At 72.2% G+C, this 16,814-nt stretch carries 17 protein-coding genes; 6 read left to right on the top strand and 11 right to left on the bottom strand.

Translation table 11 applies throughout. From position 1 onward, the window contains the following. Positions 1–177: 177 nt before the first annotated feature. The 3 genes from VES41_RS19225 to VES41_RS19235 all read left to right on the top strand — a co-directional run bounded on the left by VES41_RS19225 (position 178) and on the right by VES41_RS19235 (position 3,706). Complete coding sequence (locus VES41_RS19225) at positions 178–1,815, top strand: long-chain fatty acid--CoA ligase (protein ID WP_324820331.1); 1,638 nt, start codon at positions 178–180, stop codon at positions 1,813–1,815. A gap of 31 nt (positions 1,816–1,846) precedes the next feature. Then, a complete protein-coding gene (locus VES41_RS19230; protein ID WP_324820333.1) occupies positions 1,847–2,710 on the top strand; it encodes a hypothetical protein in 864 nt (287 codons plus the stop codon). Between the two features lie 96 nt (positions 2,711–2,806). Continuing rightward, a complete protein-coding gene (locus VES41_RS19235) occupies positions 2,807–3,706 on the top strand; it encodes a RibD family protein (RefSeq protein WP_324820336.1) in 900 nt (299 codons plus the stop codon). 18 nt (positions 3,707–3,724) lie between these two features. Here the strand turns inward: VES41_RS19235 and VES41_RS19240 are convergent, their stop codons facing one another. The 6 genes from VES41_RS19240 to VES41_RS19265 all read right to left on the bottom strand — a co-directional run bounded on the left by VES41_RS19240 (position 3,725) and on the right by VES41_RS19265 (position 9,336). Then, positions 3,725–4,624, bottom strand: coding sequence for a class I SAM-dependent methyltransferase (locus VES41_RS19240; protein ID WP_324820338.1), 900 nt, complete (start codon positions 4,622–4,624; stop codon positions 3,725–3,727). Further along, positions 4,621–5,715 (bottom strand): glycosyltransferase family 4 protein, encoded by a 1,095-nt coding sequence (locus VES41_RS19245; protein ID WP_324820340.1) that lies wholly within the window; start codon positions 5,713–5,715, stop codon positions 4,621–4,623. The genes VES41_RS19240 and VES41_RS19245 overlap by 4 nt, the downstream gene beginning before the upstream one ends. Beyond that, entirely contained in the window at positions 5,712–6,110 is a 399-nt protein-coding gene (locus tag VES41_RS19250) for a 6-carboxytetrahydropterin synthase (protein WP_324820342.1), read from the bottom strand. Before VES41_RS19250 ends, VES41_RS19245 begins: the two co-directional genes overlap by 4 nt. A gap of 36 nt (positions 6,111–6,146) precedes the next feature. Further along, on the bottom strand, positions 6,147–7,154 hold the full coding sequence (locus tag VES41_RS19255) for a zinc-binding alcohol dehydrogenase (protein ID WP_324820344.1): 1,008 nt from the start codon (positions 7,152–7,154) through the stop codon (positions 6,147–6,149). Positions 7,155–7,282: 128 nt separating this feature from the next. Then, entirely contained in the window at positions 7,283–8,485 is a 1,203-nt protein-coding gene (locus VES41_RS19260) for a DUF4382 domain-containing protein (RefSeq protein WP_324820346.1), read from the bottom strand. Next, entirely contained in the window at positions 8,482–9,336 is an 855-nt protein-coding gene (locus tag VES41_RS19265) for a DUF6502 family protein (protein WP_324820348.1), read from the bottom strand. Before VES41_RS19265 ends, VES41_RS19260 begins: the two co-directional genes overlap by 4 nt. Before the next feature lie 184 nt (positions 9,337–9,520). Between VES41_RS19265 and VES41_RS19270 the strand changes: the two genes are divergently transcribed. The 3 genes from VES41_RS19270 to VES41_RS19280 are packed head-to-tail and all read left to right on the top strand — an operon-like array spanning position 9,521 to position 12,581. Next, on the top strand, positions 9,521–10,306 hold the full coding sequence (locus tag VES41_RS19270) for a CDP-alcohol phosphatidyltransferase family protein (RefSeq protein ID WP_324820350.1): 786 nt from the start codon (positions 9,521–9,523) through the stop codon (positions 10,304–10,306). Beyond that, complete coding sequence (locus tag VES41_RS19275) at positions 10,306–10,926, top strand: YceI family protein (protein ID WP_324820352.1); 621 nt, start codon at positions 10,306–10,308, stop codon at positions 10,924–10,926. The genes VES41_RS19270 and VES41_RS19275 overlap by 1 nt, the downstream gene beginning before the upstream one ends. Further along, a complete protein-coding gene (locus VES41_RS19280) occupies positions 10,923–12,581 on the top strand; it encodes a hypothetical protein (protein ID WP_324820355.1) in 1,659 nt (552 codons plus the stop codon). Before VES41_RS19275 ends, VES41_RS19280 begins: the two co-directional genes overlap by 4 nt. A 19-nt stretch (positions 12,582–12,600) precedes the next feature. Here the strand turns inward: VES41_RS19280 and VES41_RS19285 are convergent, their stop codons facing one another. From VES41_RS19285 to VES41_RS19305, 5 genes are read right to left on the bottom strand one after another with little or no spacing between them, the layout of a single operon-like run. Next, entirely contained in the window at positions 12,601–13,560 is a 960-nt protein-coding gene (locus VES41_RS19285) for a 2-hydroxyacid dehydrogenase (RefSeq protein ID WP_324820357.1), read from the bottom strand. Continuing rightward, positions 13,557–13,892: an NIPSNAP family protein gene (locus tag VES41_RS19290; protein ID WP_324820359.1), complete on the bottom strand. Its 336-nt coding sequence runs from the start codon at positions 13,890–13,892 to the stop codon at positions 13,557–13,559. The genes VES41_RS19285 and VES41_RS19290 overlap by 4 nt, the downstream gene beginning before the upstream one ends. Positions 13,893–13,906: 14 nt before the next feature. Then, positions 13,907–15,199: a TRAP transporter large permease gene (locus tag VES41_RS19295; protein ID WP_324820361.1), complete on the bottom strand. Its 1,293-nt coding sequence runs from the start codon at positions 15,197–15,199 to the stop codon at positions 13,907–13,909. Then, a complete protein-coding gene (locus VES41_RS19300; RefSeq protein WP_324820363.1) occupies positions 15,192–15,674 on the bottom strand; it encodes a TRAP transporter small permease in 483 nt (160 codons plus the stop codon). The genes VES41_RS19295 and VES41_RS19300 overlap by 8 nt, the downstream gene beginning before the upstream one ends. A 60-nt stretch (positions 15,675–15,734) precedes the next feature. Further along, positions 15,735–16,775 (bottom strand): TRAP transporter substrate-binding protein, encoded by a 1,041-nt coding sequence (locus VES41_RS19305; RefSeq protein ID WP_324820366.1) that lies wholly within the window; start codon positions 16,773–16,775, stop codon positions 15,735–15,737. Positions 16,776–16,814 lie beyond the last annotated feature (39 nt).

A 16,814-nucleotide genomic window follows, 5' to 3' on the forward strand; every position in this document is an offset into this window, starting at 1 on the left:
GGACACTGCCTGCCATTGGGCGACCGCATGGCGCCGGCACCTGTCGTCCGCGGCCGGCAGTGCCTGTCGGACGGCCGAATGCGCGCCGGCGGGCAGGGCTTTCCCCATCGCCGTGCGCGCCTGCCGCGTAGTACACCCTGCGGGCCGCAGGCTGACTGCGCGCGGAGGCCACGGAGCATGAAGTCCACCATGATGCAGGTGCCGCTGAGCACCAACATGATCCTCGAGCGTGCCGGCACCTACTTCGGCGAGCGGCAGGTGCTCGGCCGCCTGCCCGACAAGCGCTACGCGAGCCGGTCCTATGCCGAGGTCTACCGGCGCGCGCGCCAGCTGGCGCAGGCCCTGCGCGAGGAGCTGGCGGTGCCGCGCAACGAGGCCGTGGCCACCCTGTGCTGGAACCACGCCTGGCACCTCGAGTGCTATTTCGGCATTCCGGCCGCCGGCGCCGTGCTGCACACCCTCAACCTGCGCCTGTCGCCCGCCGAGATCGCCTACATCGTCGACGACGCCGGCGACCGCGTGGTGATCGTCGACGACGTGCTGCTGCCGCTGTGGGAAAAGGTGCGACCGCTGCTGCGCGCCAGCAACCCGCGGCTGGTCGTGGTGCCCTACGCCGGCGGCATGGCGCTGCCCGACGGAGCGCTGGGCTACGAGTCGCTGATCGACCGCGACGCCAGTGCCTATGCCTACCCCGTGCAGGACGAGAACGAGCCGGTGGGCATGTGCTACACCTCCGGCACCACGGGGCAGCCCAAGGGCGTGGTGTATTCGCACCGCTCGATGGTGCTGCATGCGGCGGTCGGCTGCGTGCCCGATCTGTTCGATCTGTCGGCGCGCGATCGGGTGCTGCTGGTCACGCCGATGTTCCACGCCAATGCCTGGGCGGTGCCCTTTTCCGCGCTGATGGCCGGCGCCGACCAGATCATGCCCGGGCCGCACCTGGGCGGAGAAGACCTGCTCGACCTGATGGAGCATGCCCAGCCCACCCTGGCGCTGGGCGTGCCGACCATCTGGATGATGATTCACCAGGCGCTCGAGGCGCCGACGCGCGAGCGGCGCCTGCCCAAGGGCATGCGCATGCTGGTCGGCGGCGCGGCGGTGCCGACCAGCATGATCGCCAACTTCGCCCGCCACGACATGCACATCGTGCAGGGCTGGGGCATGACCGAGACTTCGCCGCTGGGCAGCGTGCCGGTGGTCAAGCCGGAGACGCTGGAGCTGCCGCTGTCGCAGCAGCACGAGCGGCGCGCCATGCAGGGCATCGCCACGCCCCTGGTCGAGATGCGCATTGCCGACGAGACCGGGGCGCCGCAGCCGTGGGACGGCCAGTCTTCCGGCGAGGTGCAGGTGCGCGGGCCCTGGGTCACCGGCGACTATCACGGCGTGCCGCGCGATCCGGCCAAGTTCACGGCCGACGGCTGGCTGCGCACCGGCGACGTCGGCACCATCGACGCCGACGGCTACATGCGCATCGTCGACCGCAGCAAGGACCTGATCAAGTCCGGCGGCGAGTGGATCAGCTCGGTCGACCTGGAAAACCTGGTGATGAACCACCCCGACGTCGCCGAGGCGGCGGTGATCGCCATCGCCCATCCCAAGTGGGGCGAGCGGCCGCTGGTGGTCGCGGTGCGGCGTGCCGGCGCAGAGGTGGACAGCGCCGGCCTGCGCGAGTTCCTGCGCCCGAAGCTGGCCCGGTTCGCGCTGCCCGACGACTTCGAATGGGTGGACGCGATTCCGCGCACCTCCACCGGAAAGTTCCTCAAGACGCGCCTGCGCGAGCTGTACCGCGACCGGGTGTCGGCCTCGCCCGATTGACGCGGTCCGCCGGCGCCGGCATAAGGGGGCGATGTATTTTCATCACCCGTTGTTCCAGAGCCTGGCGCTGCCATTGCTCCTGGCCTTCTTCGGGGCCGCGCTGGTGCGATTCGCGGGAGGGCCCGGCGTGGGCGCGCGCTGGGCCGCCACCGGGGTGCCGCTGGCACTGATGGTCTCGTCGGTCTTCACTCTCGGCTGGTCGGCGCTGCCCTTGTCCATGCCCGAGAAGCTCCCCTGGATCTATGGCGCGGCCGCCCTGGCCGGCATGGCGCTGGAATACCTGCGCGCCGACCGGCGCCTGGTGTGGCTGGGCGCCGGCCTGTTGTGGGCGGTGGTCGTCATCGCCGTGCTCGGCAACCAGCCGATGCTGCCGCGCATCGGCAGCTGGGTGGTCGGCGTGGCGGTCATCGGCGCAGTGCTGGCCGAGCCGCAGGCCCGCGCCGATGCCGCCGCCATGCTGGCGGTGGCCTCGCTCGGCCTGGCCGCGCTGGCCATGCGGGCGGGCTCGTCGCTGCTGTTCGAGCTTTCGCTGGCGCTGGCCGCGGCCGTGGCCGGCGCGGCGCTGTGGCTGTGGCCGGTCTCGCGCATCCGCTTCGGCGCCTGCGTCCTGGTGGCGGCACTGCTGGCCTGGCTGTCGCTGGCGCAGTCCACCGCCTTGCTGACAGGCGCCCCGCCCGGAGCATTCCTTCTGCTGGCCGCGGCCTTTTCATCCGGCATCGTGGTGCGGGCGGTGCGCCGCCGGCTCCACCGCGGCGAGGCCCGCGTCTGGGTCGAGGCATTGCTGGTCGCCGGTGTCGCGGCCCTGTGGGTGGCGGCGGCGCTCGCATTGGGGCATTGGGGCGGCACCGCCTTCGGTGCCGATCCCGCGGATGGCTACTACACCCCGAAGTGGTGAACGAACGACGCAAAGGCTGCACACGGTGAACCTCTTCCCACGACACGCCCGCCCCGCTCCGGGCGCCCATCGCCCGCTGCGCGAAGGAAAGCGCAGATGACGGGCACGCGCCACCTGCCGCTGCACGGCGTCGAGGCGCTGTGGCCCTGGTGCCTTGCGCTGGCGCAGGCGCGCCGCAGCGGCGAGCCGCTGCCCGCCGCATTCGCCGCGCGCGGCGAAGCCCCGCTGCGCCACAGCGCGGACGAGGGCTGGCAGCTGGGGCCGCACGGCGAGCCGCTGTGGGACGACGCGGCAAGCGAACTGTTCGCGCTGCTCAAGCCCCTGCTCGATCGGCCGGCCGGAGGCCCTTCGTGGGTGCTGGGACAGCTCGGCCAGAGCCTCAACGGCTGCATCGCCACCGGCAGCGGCGACGCCAACTTCGTCAACGGCCCCGAGGTGCTGACGCACCTGCACCGCCTGCGCGCCTTGTGCGACGCGGTCATCGTCGGTGCCGCCACCGCCGCGCTGGACGACCCCCGCCTGACCACCCGCCGCGTGCCCGGGCCGAACCCGGTGCGCGTGCTGCTGGACCCGGGCCTGGGGCTGGTGCCGACGCTCAAGGCGCTGGCCGACCGGGAGGCGCCCACGTTGCTGGTGTGCGATGCCACGCGCGCCGCCGAGGCCGCCGGCCGCGTCGGTGCCGACCAGGTGCTGGGCGTGCCCGGCCTGCTGGACGCGGACGGTGCCATGCGCATGACGCCTCTGCTCGATGCGCTGCATGCGCGCGGGCTGCCGGTGGTGTTCGTCGAGGGCGGCGGCGTCACGGTGTCGCGCTTCATTGCCCAGTCCTGCATGGACCGGCTGCACCTGAGCGTGGCGCCGGTCGTGATCGGCGGCGGCCGGCCCGGGCTGCAACTGCCGGCACAGTCGCGCATGCGTGACTGCCCGCGGCCCGCGGCCCGCGTGTTCAGCCTGGGGCAGGACGTGTTGTGGGACCTCGACCTGAGGGCCTGCTGAGAAGCAGGCGAGGGGCTTTCAGGTGGGTCGGGCCAGCAGGTCGACGTGGCCGACCCGCAGGTGCGTCTCGCGCAGGTGCGCCAGCCGCCGGCCGCGCCAGGCCTGCACGTCGCCGCGGTCCTGCGGTGCCTGCGCCATCGCCGCTTCGGCCAGCCCGTCGACCATGGCTTCGAGCATGGGTTGGTCCTGCGGGCCGATGCGCCAGTCGCACACCGCCTGCGTCGTCGAATAGCCGAGCGCGGACAGGTGGCGGCAGGCGCACGCCACCGCGCCAGGGCCCAGCGCGGCGCCGCCGAAGCCCTTGTCGCGCAACTGGTGCGCCGCGAACCGTGCCAGCACCTGCGCGTCGCCGGCCAGCGCAGGCGACCAGTCGTGCCTGCCGTCCACCGTCAACGCGAAGAGCATGGCCACGCGCGCCGACGCGGCTCGAGCCAGCAGGCGGCGCAGCCAATCCTCGGAAACCAGGTCCAGCAGTGCCGAGGCGGTGACCAGCCGCTGGCCATCCAGGGGCAGGGCGTCGAGTGCCTGCACCAGGTCGGCCTGGCGCCAGTGCAGCTCGAGCTGCCAGTGCGGCCCCGCGATGCGCGCGTGCGGGCCGGCGCCGGGTTGCCAGCGCAGGCCGTTCGCGGCGCACCATCGGGCCATCGCCGGCGCCAGGCTGGCGAGCAGCCGCGGATCATGGTCCACCAGCGTCCATTGCTGCGTGCCGGCCAGGCGCGGCGCCAGCGCACGCAGGTTGGCACCGGTGCCGCAACCCAGGTCGAGCACGCGCACCGGCCCACCCGCTGCGCCGACGGCGCCTTGCAGGTCGTGGCGGGATTCGCCTTCGCTGCGCGCGGCCAGGTCGAACGGCTCGCGCAGGGCCAGCCAGTCGGCCGCGAAGGGGGCGGGCTCGGCCGGTCGCGTGCCCTGGTTCATGGCAGCTCCCGCCCCTGGCCGAGCGGCTGGCGCCGTGCGCCGAAGGCCTGCAGGGCCCGGGCGAAGCCGGCGCTGCTGGCCGGCCAGTCGGGCAGAAGCGCGCGTGCGCGGCGTGCGCCTTGCCGCAGTTGCGTGCGCCAGGCCGCGTCTTCCATGAGACGGCGCAGCGCCGATCGCAGTGCGTCGACGTCGCCCGGAGGCACCAGTTCGCCGGCATCGGGCGGCACCGTGCCCGGAATCGCGCCGGCGCGCGTACTGATGACCGGCAGGCCGCGGGCGAGCGCCTCGGCCAGCGCCATCCCGTAGCCTTCGTGGAAGGAGGCGAGGACGAACGCGTCGGCGCCTCCGTACAGGCGCGCCAGCCCGGCCTCGTCCTGCTCGCCGGCGAGGAGGATGCGGTCGGCCAGGCCGTGCGCGTCGATGGCTGAGCGGACCTGGGCGGCGCAGTCCGGATCGAACCGGTCGCTGCCGGCGCACCGCAACTGCCATCGATGGTCCTTCAACCCGGCCAGCGCCTGCACCAGTGCCAGGTGGCCTTTGCGCGGCGTGAGGCTGGCCACGCAGAGCAACTGCAATGGCGCGCCCGCCGCGCTGCCGTCGGCCGGCGGCGCGGGGTCGGTGCCGGGCAGCACCACCTGGATGTCTCCTGGCGCGACGCCGTGGCAGGCCAGGTCCTGCACCGTGCCGGGGCTGGTGACGATCACGCCGCGTGCCGCGGCCAGTGCCAGCGTCTCGCCGGCATGCAGCGTCTGCCTGCCGGCCTCGTCCAGCCCGGTCTCCAGCGCCAGCGGGTGGTGCACCAGGGCCACCCAGCGCAAGCGGCCGGCGTGGGCCTGCGCCAGCGCGCCGAGCGCGCCGAAGGCCAGCCCGTCGGCCACCGCGAGGCTGTCGTCGGGCAGGGCCTCGATCACGGCCTGCGCCTGCCGCCGGGCCGCGTCCGCGGGAAATGGATAGCCCTCGCCCAGCGACGCGTCCTGCACCGTCCAGCCCAGCGCGCGCAGACCCTCGATGACGCGCCGGTCGTAGATGAAGCCGCCGGTGCGGGTGTCCAGCGCGCCGGGAAACAGGAAGTGGCAGTGCGGCCGGCTCACAACGCCGCTTCGTAGGCCGCCCAGGCCACGTGGGATTCGTGCAGGCACACGCGCATCGACGCCAGCCCGTGCGCGTGCGGGCCCAGCGCGCCGGCCGCGATGCGGGCGGTGACGCGGTCGAACACCACGCGGGCCATGAACTCGGTCGTGGTGTTGCGGCCGGCGAAGGCCGGGTCGTCGTCGAGGTTGCGCAGGTTCAGCGGGCTGAGTACCTCGCGCAGGAGATCGGCGGCGCGGGCGATGTCCACCACCACGCCGTCGGCATCGAGCTCGGGCCGGCGAAGTTCCAGGTCGACCACGTAGGTTGCCCCGTGCACGCGCTGGGCCGGGCCGAAGGCCTCGCCGCGGAAGCTGTGGGCAATCATGAAATGGTCGCGGACGTTGACGCTGTACATGCGGACGGGTTCCTTTGTGTGAGGTTCGGGGCAGGGTCAGGAGTAGTCGATGCGCTGGCACAGCGTGCCTGGCGCGCCGCGTGCCAGGCGCTGCAGCACCTCGGGCAGTTGCTCGAAGGGCGCGTGGTCGGTGACCAGGGCGTCGAGTTCCGGTGCGCCGGCGAGCAGGCGCAACGCCAGCGCCATGCGGCGCGCGTGCGTCCAGCGGGCGCGCTGGGCCGGCGCCAGGTGGCCCACCTGCGAGCTCTGGATGCGCAGCCTCCGGGCGTGAAACGCCTCGCCCAGGGGCAGGTTGACCGGGCGGTCGCCGTACCAGCTCAGATCGAGGACGGTGGCTTCGAACCCGGCCAGGCCCAGCCCGGTGGCCAGTCCTTCGGGCCGGCCGCTGGCATGGATGACGAGGTCGGCGTCGGGGTGGGCCGCATCCGGCAGGGCGAAGTCCAGCCCGAGCCGGTGCGCGATGTCCGCGCGCCCGGCCTGCGTGTCGACCAGCTGCACCGTGCAGCCGGCGATGCGCGCGGCCAGCCAGCCGGCCAGCAGGCCGAGCACGCCCCCGCCGACGACGGCGATGCGGTCGCCCACGCGCGGACTGGCGTCCCACAGGGCGTTGACCGCGGTTTCCATGTTGGCGGCGAGCACCGCCCGCGCTGGCGGCAGGCCGTCGGGCAGAAGGTGCACCGCGCCGGCCGGAACCACGTAGCGGGTCTGGTGCGGATACAGGCAGAACACGCTGCGCCCGCACAAGGCCGGCGGCCCCTGCTCGACGAGCCCGACGCTGGCGTAGCCGTACTTGACCGGTGCCGGAAACATCCCCTCCTGGAACGGCGCGCGCATGCGCTCGTGTTCACTCGGCGGCACGCAGCCGGCGAAGACCAGCATCTCGGTGCCGCGACTGACCGCGCTGTGCAGCGCGCGTACCTGCACCTGGCCGTCGGCGACCGGTGCGAGCGCGGCATCGCGCAAGGCGGCCCGGCCGGGCGATTCGATCCAGCAGGCGCGGGCGATGGGTGGCGTCCCGGTGGTGCCGTGGTGTGGCGCGGTCATGGCCCGAGTGTCCCCGATGGGCCTTCGCCTGCAAGCGGCCGGGCCAAAAAAATGGCGTGGCGGCCGCTGCAGGCGGCCACCACGCCAAAGGTTGCGCCCTGGCGCGCAACCCCACTCGATCGAGCGGCTCAGCGCAAGTCGAAGGCCAGCGGTGCCACCGGGGCCGTGACGTCGATGACGGTACTGGCGCTGGTGCCGTTGCCGCTGGCCGTCACCGTATAGCGGCCGGCAGCGCCGGCATCGGGCGCGAAGGCATAGGACGTCGCGCCGGCCAGGTAAGGCGCCCGCAGCGGCGCGGCGATCGGCAGCGCCATCAGGAAATCGCCGGTATCGGCCGCCACCGGCGGTGCCGCCACCTCGATGACCGGTCCGCCGCCCAGCGTCTGCAGCGCGCGCACGGTGGCGGTGTCCGGCACCACCGTGCCTTCGACCTCGCGCATGGTGGACACCGGCGAAACCAGCGGCAGCGTGCTGCTGCCCAGGGCGGTGACGGTGGCGTCGGTCACGGGCACGCCGGTGACCACGGTGGTGGCACGGCCGGGCGCGGTCACGACCAGGTCGTAGGTGCCGGCCGGCACGGGGAACAGCGCGAAGCGTCCGTCCGCGGTCGGATAGGTCGCCTTGACCGTGACACCCTGCTGCTGCAGGGCGACCAGCGTCGCGGGACCGGCCAGGGCCGGATCGAGCCAGCCCTCGACACGCATGCCGCCGTCGTTGATCACCGGGATGACGCTGATCACCGGCTTGAGGTTGTAGCGGCCGCTGTTGCCTCGCTTGACCACCGACTTGCAGGCGTCGAAGTCGATCACCACGTCGACCACCTTGTCGGCCGGCACGTCGACGTCCATGTTGAGCTTGAGGCCGCTTTGCTGCGCGCTGGGCGTGTCCAGCGGGACCTCGGTGCTGCCGCTCGGCACCACGGAGTTGGCCAGCGGGGACGTCGCATTGTTGGCCGCCAGCACCAGCCGCATCTGCTGGTAGTGGCCGGCCGGGAGCTGGGTCTCGGCAAGCGGGAACAGCACGCCGTTGGTGAGCTTGAGCAGGTCGACCCGCTGAGGCTGGGCAAGCGGCAGGTCGAACCAGCCGCTCGCGTCCGGCTCCGCACCGCTGCTGGCGTGCACGCGGATCTTCTCGATGGTGACGTTGACCGCGTCATAGCCGCAGGCCGGCGCGTCCGTCAGCGAGACGCGCATCTTGCCGCTGGTGGCGCCGGTGCCGCCGATGCCGCCATCGCCGCCACTTCCACCGCCCGCGCCACCTCCACCGCCACCGCCGCAAGCGGCGAGCATCGCCACCAGGGCGCAGGCGCCCAGCCATCTTGGAGTCTTCATCGTGGTTCTCCTGTGGGAGGACGCGTCGCGGGTGCTTCGCGCTCCTCGAAAAAATAGACGCCGACGCCCACACGCACGCCCTCCGCCGCGCCGGCATCCGGCCCGCGCGGGCTGCGCCCATGCGCCTGCAGCCAGCGATCGAGCCGTTCGAGCAGGCGCTGCCCATGGGTCGCGCTGAGCTTGCGCAGCGCCGGCAAGGCGCGCGCCGGCACCTGGTGGTACATGACCTTGCGCTGGAAGCGGGGTGCCTGGCCGCCGTGCTGGATGTTGTGATCGATGGTGGCCACGAGGTCGGCCACGTCCTGGCCGAGGATGTCCAGCTTGGCGGGTGCGCTGCTGGCCGGCACGTAGGCGCGCGTGACGAGCGCGACGCGCGCGTCGTCCAGTTGCCGCACGGCGCCCACGCGCAGCAGCTCGTCGAGCACGGCGCGCGTGGGCATGTCGCCGCTGTGGCGCCGCACGAGCCCGGCAAACCCGTCGTCGCCCTCCATCGGCAGCGCGAGCGGCTTGCCGCGCTGGTCCAGGAAGTCGGGGTCGCGCAGCCACGCCGTGAGCACCCGCGCGGCGCGGTTGTAGCGGCCGCCGCCGTCGGGCGGCGCCTCCTGCGGCAGCGACAGCAGGCGGCGCACCTCCTTGCGGGTGAGCCCCGACAGGATGGAGGCGCGCGAGATCGAGGGCTTCTTGCCTTCGATGGCGAAGTCCTGCATGGCCACCTCGACGTAGACGCGCTTGGCCATTTCCTCGAAGGCGGTGAACGACATGTCATGCCGCAGCAGCACCCGGAAGAGGGCGCGCAGGACCTTCCTGACAGCGCCTTCCAGTGCATGGTGAAGCTCGATGCGGGCATCCATAAATGGGAAATTTATCCCAATTCTTGATTGCCGCAAGCAGGGTTTGCATGCGATTCGTTGCAAGGCGATACCGGCGCGGTCCCCTTCGCCCGGCCATTTGCCTGCATGCGCGTGGCATTCGGGGCACACTGGCGGCGCCGCGCACACCGAGCGTTTGCCGGCCGAGCCACGAGGAGCCAGTCCGATGCCGTCGAGCCCGCCGCCTGTTGTCGATTCCAAGTCCGCCGCCGCCTTGCTGCGCCGGTCCGCCGCGCGGGCGAGTGTCGCCGCGGCGTTGGTGCTGGGCCTGGCAGCGGCCGCGCTGGTGGCGTGGCTGGACGCAGGCGCTGCGCTGGCCCTCCAGGCGCTCGCGGTGTTCGCGCTGGGTGTGGGCTGCATGTTCAAGGCACTGGCGCGGCACCTGCCGCACGGACGCTTCGGCGCCGCCAACGGCCTGACGCTGGGGCGGCTGGCCATGATCGCGCTGCTGGCCGGGCTGGTGGGACGCCCCCTGCCGTCGGACCTGGAACCGCTGGCCTGGGCGGTGGTGGTGTTCGCGACCACGGCGGCCGTGCTCGACGCGGTCGACGGGCCGCTGGCGCGGGCACAGAAGCTCGCCAGCGACTTCGGCGCGCGGTTCGACATGGAAAGCGACGCGCTGCTGGTCATGGTGCTGAGCCTGCTGGCCTGGCATTTCGGCAAGGCCGGCGCGTGGGTGCTGCTGGCCGGGCTGGCGCGCTACCTGTTCGTCGCCGCCGCCTGGGCGTGGCCCTGGATGGCACGGCCGCTGCCGCCCAGCCTGCGGCGCAAGACGGTGTGCGTGGTGCAGATCACCTGCCTGATCGTCTGCCTCGGGCCGATCATCACGCGGCCCTGGAGCCAGGCCGTCGCGGCGGCTAGCCTCGGGCTGCTGCTGCTGTCCTTTGCCGCCGACGTGCGCTGGCTCTCGCGCCAGCGCCAACGACCATCACTGTTGGGGGACCCTGCCTGATGCCGACCACTTCCATCCCGCGCATGCCGGCCCGGCGCGCACTGCTCGCCGCCTTGCTCGGTGCCCTGCCGCTGCTGCTCGCGCCGGCGCCGGCGGTCGCCGAGGCGGCGCGCTACGAGCTCGATCCGGAGCACATCACCATGGCCTTCCTGGTAGAGCACCTTGGCTACGCGAAGGTGCTGGGCATGTTCCGCGCGGTGCGCGGCAGCTACCGCTTCGACGACGGCAGCGGCGAACTGTCCGACGTGCGCATCGAGGTCGACACGCAGAGCGTGTTCAGCAACCATGCCAAGCGCGACCAGCACCTCAAGAGCGCTGACTTTCTCAACGCGTCCGAATTTCCGCGCATGGTCTTCACCGCGCCGACGGCCAGGCGCACCGGCGAGCGCACCTTCAGCATCGACGGCGAGCTGGAACTGCTCGGCCGCAAGCAACCGCTGACCCTGCAGGCGACCTGGAACAAGAGCGCGGAGTCGCCGATCGACAAGACCTACGTGATGGGCGTGTCGGCGCGTGGCAGCTTCAAGCGCAGCAGCCACGGCATGAACTACGGCGTCGCCAACGGCTGGGTGGGCGACGAGGTGCCGCTGATCATCGAGTTCGAGGCCAAGCGCCGATGACGCCCGGCGCGGGCGGCGCACGCCCGGTGCCGCGGGCCGGCCGCGCCCTGCTGGCGCTGGTGCTGCTCGACGTGCTGGTGACGCTGGGCAACCTGTGGCCCACGCCGTGGCCGCGCCCGACCGGCCAGGTGTCCGCCGAACTGCTCGCCGCCTGCCTTGTCCTTTGCGGCTGGACGGCGTGGCGCGGCGCGGCCGGCGCCTGGACGGTGCGGGTCCTCGCCGGCGTGACGCTGGCATGGGTGCTGGCGCGCTATCTCGACGTGACGGTCGAGGCGGTGTTCGGCCGGCCCCTCAATCCGTACTGGGACGGCCGCCACCTGATGTCGGTGCTGCGCCTGGGCGGCTGGTCGACCGGTGCGACGGCAGCGGCGGCGCTGGCGCTGCTGCTGGCCGCGGCGCTGCTGTTCGTGCTGCTGTCGCGCTGCTGGCGCGCCGTGGCAGATGTGGCGTCGTTCGCGTCCTGGCGCCGTGCCGTGGCAGGGGTGTCGCTGGTGCTGCTGCTGGCGTGCCTGGCCGCCGGCCGGGTGGCGCCGCAGTTGCGCGACGCGATCTTCGCCAAGCCCGTGGCGCCGGCCATCGCCCGGCAGGCCGGCTTGTTGGCGCTGCAGATGTGGCCAGGGCCGGGCGCGCGGCCGCTGCCGCCGAGCCCCGTGTTCGCCGGCCAGTCGCTGGCCGGGCTGCATGGCGCCGACGTTCTGGTCGTGTTCCTAGAGTCGTACGGCGCCTGCACCGTCGACGACGCGCAGCAGCGCGAGGCGCTGGCGCCGGCGCGTGAACGGCTGCAGCGCGCGCTGCAGGCGAGCGGCCGCCAGGCGGTCTCGATGCGCGTGCGCTCGCCCACCTTCGGCGGCTCGTCCTGGCTGGCGCATGCGGCATTGATGGCCGGCGTCGACACGCACGATCCCGGCGACTACGAGCGCCTGCTGGCCAGCGACAGGCCGTCGCTGGTGTCGCTGTTTCGCCAGCAGGGCTGGCGCACGGTGGCCTGGATGCCCGGCCTGCAGCGGCCCTGGCCGGAGGGCGGCTTCTACGGCTTCGACCGGCTGGCCGACGCGCAGGGCATGGGCTACCGCGGCCTGCCGCTCGGGTACTGGCGCATTCCCGATCCGGCCGCGATGGCGCTGCTGCACCAGCAGGAACTGGCCGCGCCGGCCGCAGGCCGCGCGCCGCGCTTCGTCGTCTTCCCGACGCTGGGCAGCCATGCGCCGTTTCGCCCGCTGCCGCCTTTCGACGGGGCGTGGGCGCGGCTGGCCACGCCCGAGGCCTACACGCCGGCGCAGATCGCACAGGCGCTGGCGCAACCGGCCGACTGGTCGCAGGCGCGGCCGGCGTATCTCGAGGCCATCGACGCAACGCTGCAGTGGCTCGGCAGCTATCTCGCCGGCCCGGCGCCGCGCGCCCTGCTGACGGTGATCGTCGGCGACCACCAGCCATGGGCGGCCGTCAGCGGCGAGGGCGCGTCGTGGGATGTTCCGGTGCACGTCATCAGCACCGACGCCGCATTGCTGGCGCGCTTCGAGGCGCTGGGCTTCGTGCCGGGCCTGGCGCCACCGCCGCCTGCGGCACCCGCCGACACGCTGCCCATGGATAGCCTGACCGCCGTGCTGCTCGCGGCCTTCGACGGCCGCGCGATCGCGTCGCTGCCGCGGCCCTGAACGCCGCCGGCGCGGCGGGTCAGGCGACCGGGGTCCGCAGGCTGCCGCTGTCGACGAAGGAGGCGACGTTGGCCAGCAACAGGTCGCCCATGGCGCGCCGGGTCTGGGCCGTGGCGCTGGCGATGTGCGGCAGCAGGACCACGTTGTCCATGGCCAGCAACTCGGGCGGCACCTGCGGCTCGCTGGCGAACACGTCCAGCGCCGCGCCCGCGAGCGCGCCGGCCCGAAACGCATCGACCAGCGCGGCCTCGTCCACCACCGAGCCCCGGGCGATGTTGACCAGGAAGCCGGCGGGGCCGAGCGCGGCGAGGACCGGGGCGTTCACCAGGTGCCGCGTGGCCTCGCCTCCGGCGCAGGCGACGACCAGGAAGTCGCACCAGCCGGCCAGGGCCTCGAGCGATGCCTCGTGGGCGTGGGGCACCTGCGCCACCGGCGTGCGCGTGTGGTAGCGGATCTCCATGTCGAAACCGGCCAGCCGGCGGGCGATGGTCTGCCCGATGCGGCCCATGCCCAGCAGCCCCAGGCGGCGCCCGCTCACGCGCGTGCCCAGCGGCCCGGGGCCGGTGCGCGGCCAGTCGCCGCGGCGGACCAGGCGATCGGCCCGGCTCATGCCGCGCGCCACGTCGATCAGCAGGCCCACGGCCAGGTCGGCCACGCAGTCGTTGAGCACGTCCGGCGTGTTGCTCACCACGACGCCGCGGCGGCGTGCCGCCGCGAGGTCGAGCGCATCGACGCCCACGCCAAGGCTGCACACGGCGCGCAGGCCGGGCAGCCGGGCCATCAGGTCGTCGGTCACGCCGTCGGTGGCGGTGGTGACGAAAAGGTCGATGCCGTCACCATGTTGCCCGGTCAGGGCGGCAAAGCCGGTGGCGGCATCCGGCGCCACGCAGTCGTAGCGCTCGCGCAGTGCGGCCTGTATCGGCGCCGGCACGCCGGCGGCCAGCAGCAGGCGCGGCGCGGTGGCGGTCGGCGCGGTCATCGGCCGGGAGCGGCGGCCAGCGCGGCGAAGTCGGCTTCGCGCAGGATGGCGTTGCGCTGGTGCTCGACGTGGCCGGCCTGCGCGCTATGCGTGCGGTAGGCCAGCCAGCGCGGGTCCGCCTCGAGCGCGGCGCGGCGCGCGTCGCGGTCGGCCAGGTCGCGGTAGCGCCAGGCGTGCACCACCTGGTTGAGTTCGCCGATCTCGCTGCTCGCGTAGAGCACTGGCTCGCCCAGGTGGCTGACCTGCACGGCCCGGCCCTCGGCCGCGTACATGGCCAGGAAGTCGCGCATGGCGCCCAGGCGCAGGGTGTAGGTTCTCAGGTCGATGATCATGGTCGGGTGGCTTTCTATCCGATGTAGCGCGGCAGCAGCAGCGAGATGGCGGGAAAGAGGATGAGGATGGCCAGACGCAGCACGTCGGCCATCACGAACGGAGCGACGCCCGCAAACATGGTGCGCAGCGGGACGTCCGGCAGCAGTTGCTTGAGCACGATGATGTTCATGCCCACGGGCGGGGTGATGAAGCTGATCTCGGTGACCACCACGACGATGATGCCGAACCAGATCAGGTCGAAGCCCAGGTGCTGCACCAGCGGGTAGAAGATCGGCACCGTGAGCAGCACCATCGACATGCTCTCGAGCAGGCAGCCGAGGACGACGTAGATCAGGCAGATCACCGCGATCACCATCAGCGGCGGGATGCTGGCCTGCGCGACCCACTCCTTCATGTCGGCGGGCAGGGTGGTGAAGTTGATGAAGTTGGCGAAGATCAGCGCGCCGATCAGCACCATGAACAGCGAGCCGGTGGTGCGCACCGACTCGACCAGCACGTCCCCGAGCACGCGCAGCGTCAGCCGCCGGCGCGCGAGCGCGAAGACGAACGCGCCGCAGGCACCGATGCCTGCCGCCTCGGTCGAGGTGAAAACACCGCCGTAGATGCCGCCCATGACGATGGCGAACAGCACCAGCACGCCCCACACGTCCTTGAGTGCCCGCAACCGGGCGGGCCAGCCCATGCGCTGGCCGGGCGGTCCGGCCGCGGGGTCGCGCCAGGTGGTCCAGCGCACGGCGCCCATGTAGAACAGGATGCCCAGCAGTCCGGGCAGCACGCCGGCGGCGAACATCTTGCCGATGCTCTGCTCGGTCAGGATGCAATACACCACCATCACGACCGACGGCGGAATCAGGATGCCCAGCGTGCCGCCGGCGGCGATCGACGCGGACGCCAGCGACGGGCTGTAGCCCAGGTTGCGCATCTCCGGATACGCGACCTTCGACATCGTGGCCGCCGTGGCCAGGCTGGAGCCGCACACCGCACCGAAGCCGCCGCATGCCACCACGGTCGACATCGCCAGCCCGCCGCGGCGGTGGCCGAGGAAGGCGTAGGCGGTGCCGTAGAGCTCCCTGGACAGCCCGGCCTGGGTGATGAAGTTGCCCATCAGCACAAACAGGGGAACCACCGAGAGCATGTACTGGAAGCCGCTCTCGTAGACGACCGAACCGGCCATCGAGTAGGCCGAAGGCCAGCTGCGCAGGAAGGCGGTGCCGGCCAGGCCCACGAGCGTCATGGCGAACGCGACTGGCACCTGCAGCATGATCAGCGCCAGCAGCACCGCGAAGCCGATGGATGCCTCAAGCATGACCGCGCCCCTTGCCGAGCGTGGTCACGAACTGGCCCAGGTGCAGCAGCGAATTGGCGAACAGCAGGATGCTCATGAAGAAGACCATGGGCGCCAGCGGAATGCCCAGGATGGTGGTCTGGTCGTGGAACTCGGCCGCCGATCGCGCCTGCTCCCACGAAACCAGGCCCAGCAGCAGGCTGATGCCGGTGGCGGCCGCGTCGCTGAACAACTGCTGCAGCCACAGCAGGCGCGGCGGCAGGTGCATGGCCAGCAGGTCGACCGCCACGTGCGCGCGCGTCCGCGTGGCCAGCAGGATGCCGGTGAAGATCACGACGACCATCAGCAGCTCGGTCAGCTCCACCGAGCCGTGCACCGGGAACTTGAAGATGTAGCGGCCGAGCACGTCGGTCAGCGTGAGCAGCGCCAGCGCGACGATGGCCAGCTCGGCCAGGCGCCGCAGCGCGGCCTCGAGGAATGCGAGGAGCTTTTGCATGGATTGGGGTCCGGCCCGGCGGCCGCTGCCGCCGGACATGGGGTTGTCAGGGGCCGGGCGTCAGCGTGCCGGTTCGTCCTTGGCGAACTCGGCGCGGAAATCGGCGAGCACCTTCGGGCCGTCGAGGCCGGCCTTCTTCGCCGTCTCCAGCCACTCCTGCTCGAACTTGCCGGTGCGCGCCTTCACGTCGGCGACGAGCTTCGGGCTGGCCTCGGTGAAGGTGACGCTGGACGCCTTGAGCTTCGCCAGCGCGACCTTGTCCTCGTCGCCCCAGGCCTTGCCGCCCATGCGCGCGATGTGCTCGCCCGAGAGCTTGAGCAGCGCCTCGCGGTCGCGCGGCTCGAGTTGCTCGAATGCCTTCTCGTTCATGATGATTCCGTGCGAGTCGGAGTACAGGCCGCCGGGGAACACGGTGGCGAACTTCACCACCTCGTCGAGCCGGAAGGACGTGATCGACTCCGGCGGGAAGAACACGCCGTCGACCACGCCGGTGCTCAGCAGTTCGTACGACTCCGGCGCGGGCTTGACGATGGCGTTGGCTTCCAGCGCGGTCGCCACGTCGGCGGCCATGCCGCCGCCGATGCGCACCTTCAGACCCTTGAAGTCCTCGATCTTCTCGACCTTGACCTTGGTCGTGTAGACGCCCCCGGGGCCGTGGCCGTAGACGCCCAGCAGCTTCACGCCGCGGTGCTCGTTGACCGGGCGGAAGTACTTGTCGTAGATGCGCCATGCGGCCAGCGAATTGGCCTCGGCCGAATTGCCCGAGAACGGCAGGGTCGACAGCTTCATCAGGTCGAAGCGGCCCGGGTAGTACGAATGCGAGATGAACGCCAGGTCCACCGCGCCGCGGCGCACCGCGTCCAGGTGGCCGACGGGGTTGGTGACGGCCTTGGGCAGGAAGGTGATCTTCACGCGCCCTTCGGTGGCCGCCTCCACTTCCTTGGCCCAGGGGATCATGAAGTTCTTCATGAGCACGTGGGTGGGCGGGATCCAGCTCGAGAAGGCCAGGTCCACGGTCTTCTGGGCCGACGCCTGGGTCGGCAGAATCATGCCGGCGGCCGTGGCCAGTCCGGCGAGGAGTGCAGTCCTGCGCTTGTGCATGCTGGGATCCTTTTCTTGAGATGGTTCGGGGGAGGGAAG

The organism is Variovorax sp., from assembly GCF_035634955.1.
Taxonomy (GTDB): Bacteria; Pseudomonadota; Gammaproteobacteria; order Burkholderiales; family Burkholderiaceae_C; genus Variovorax.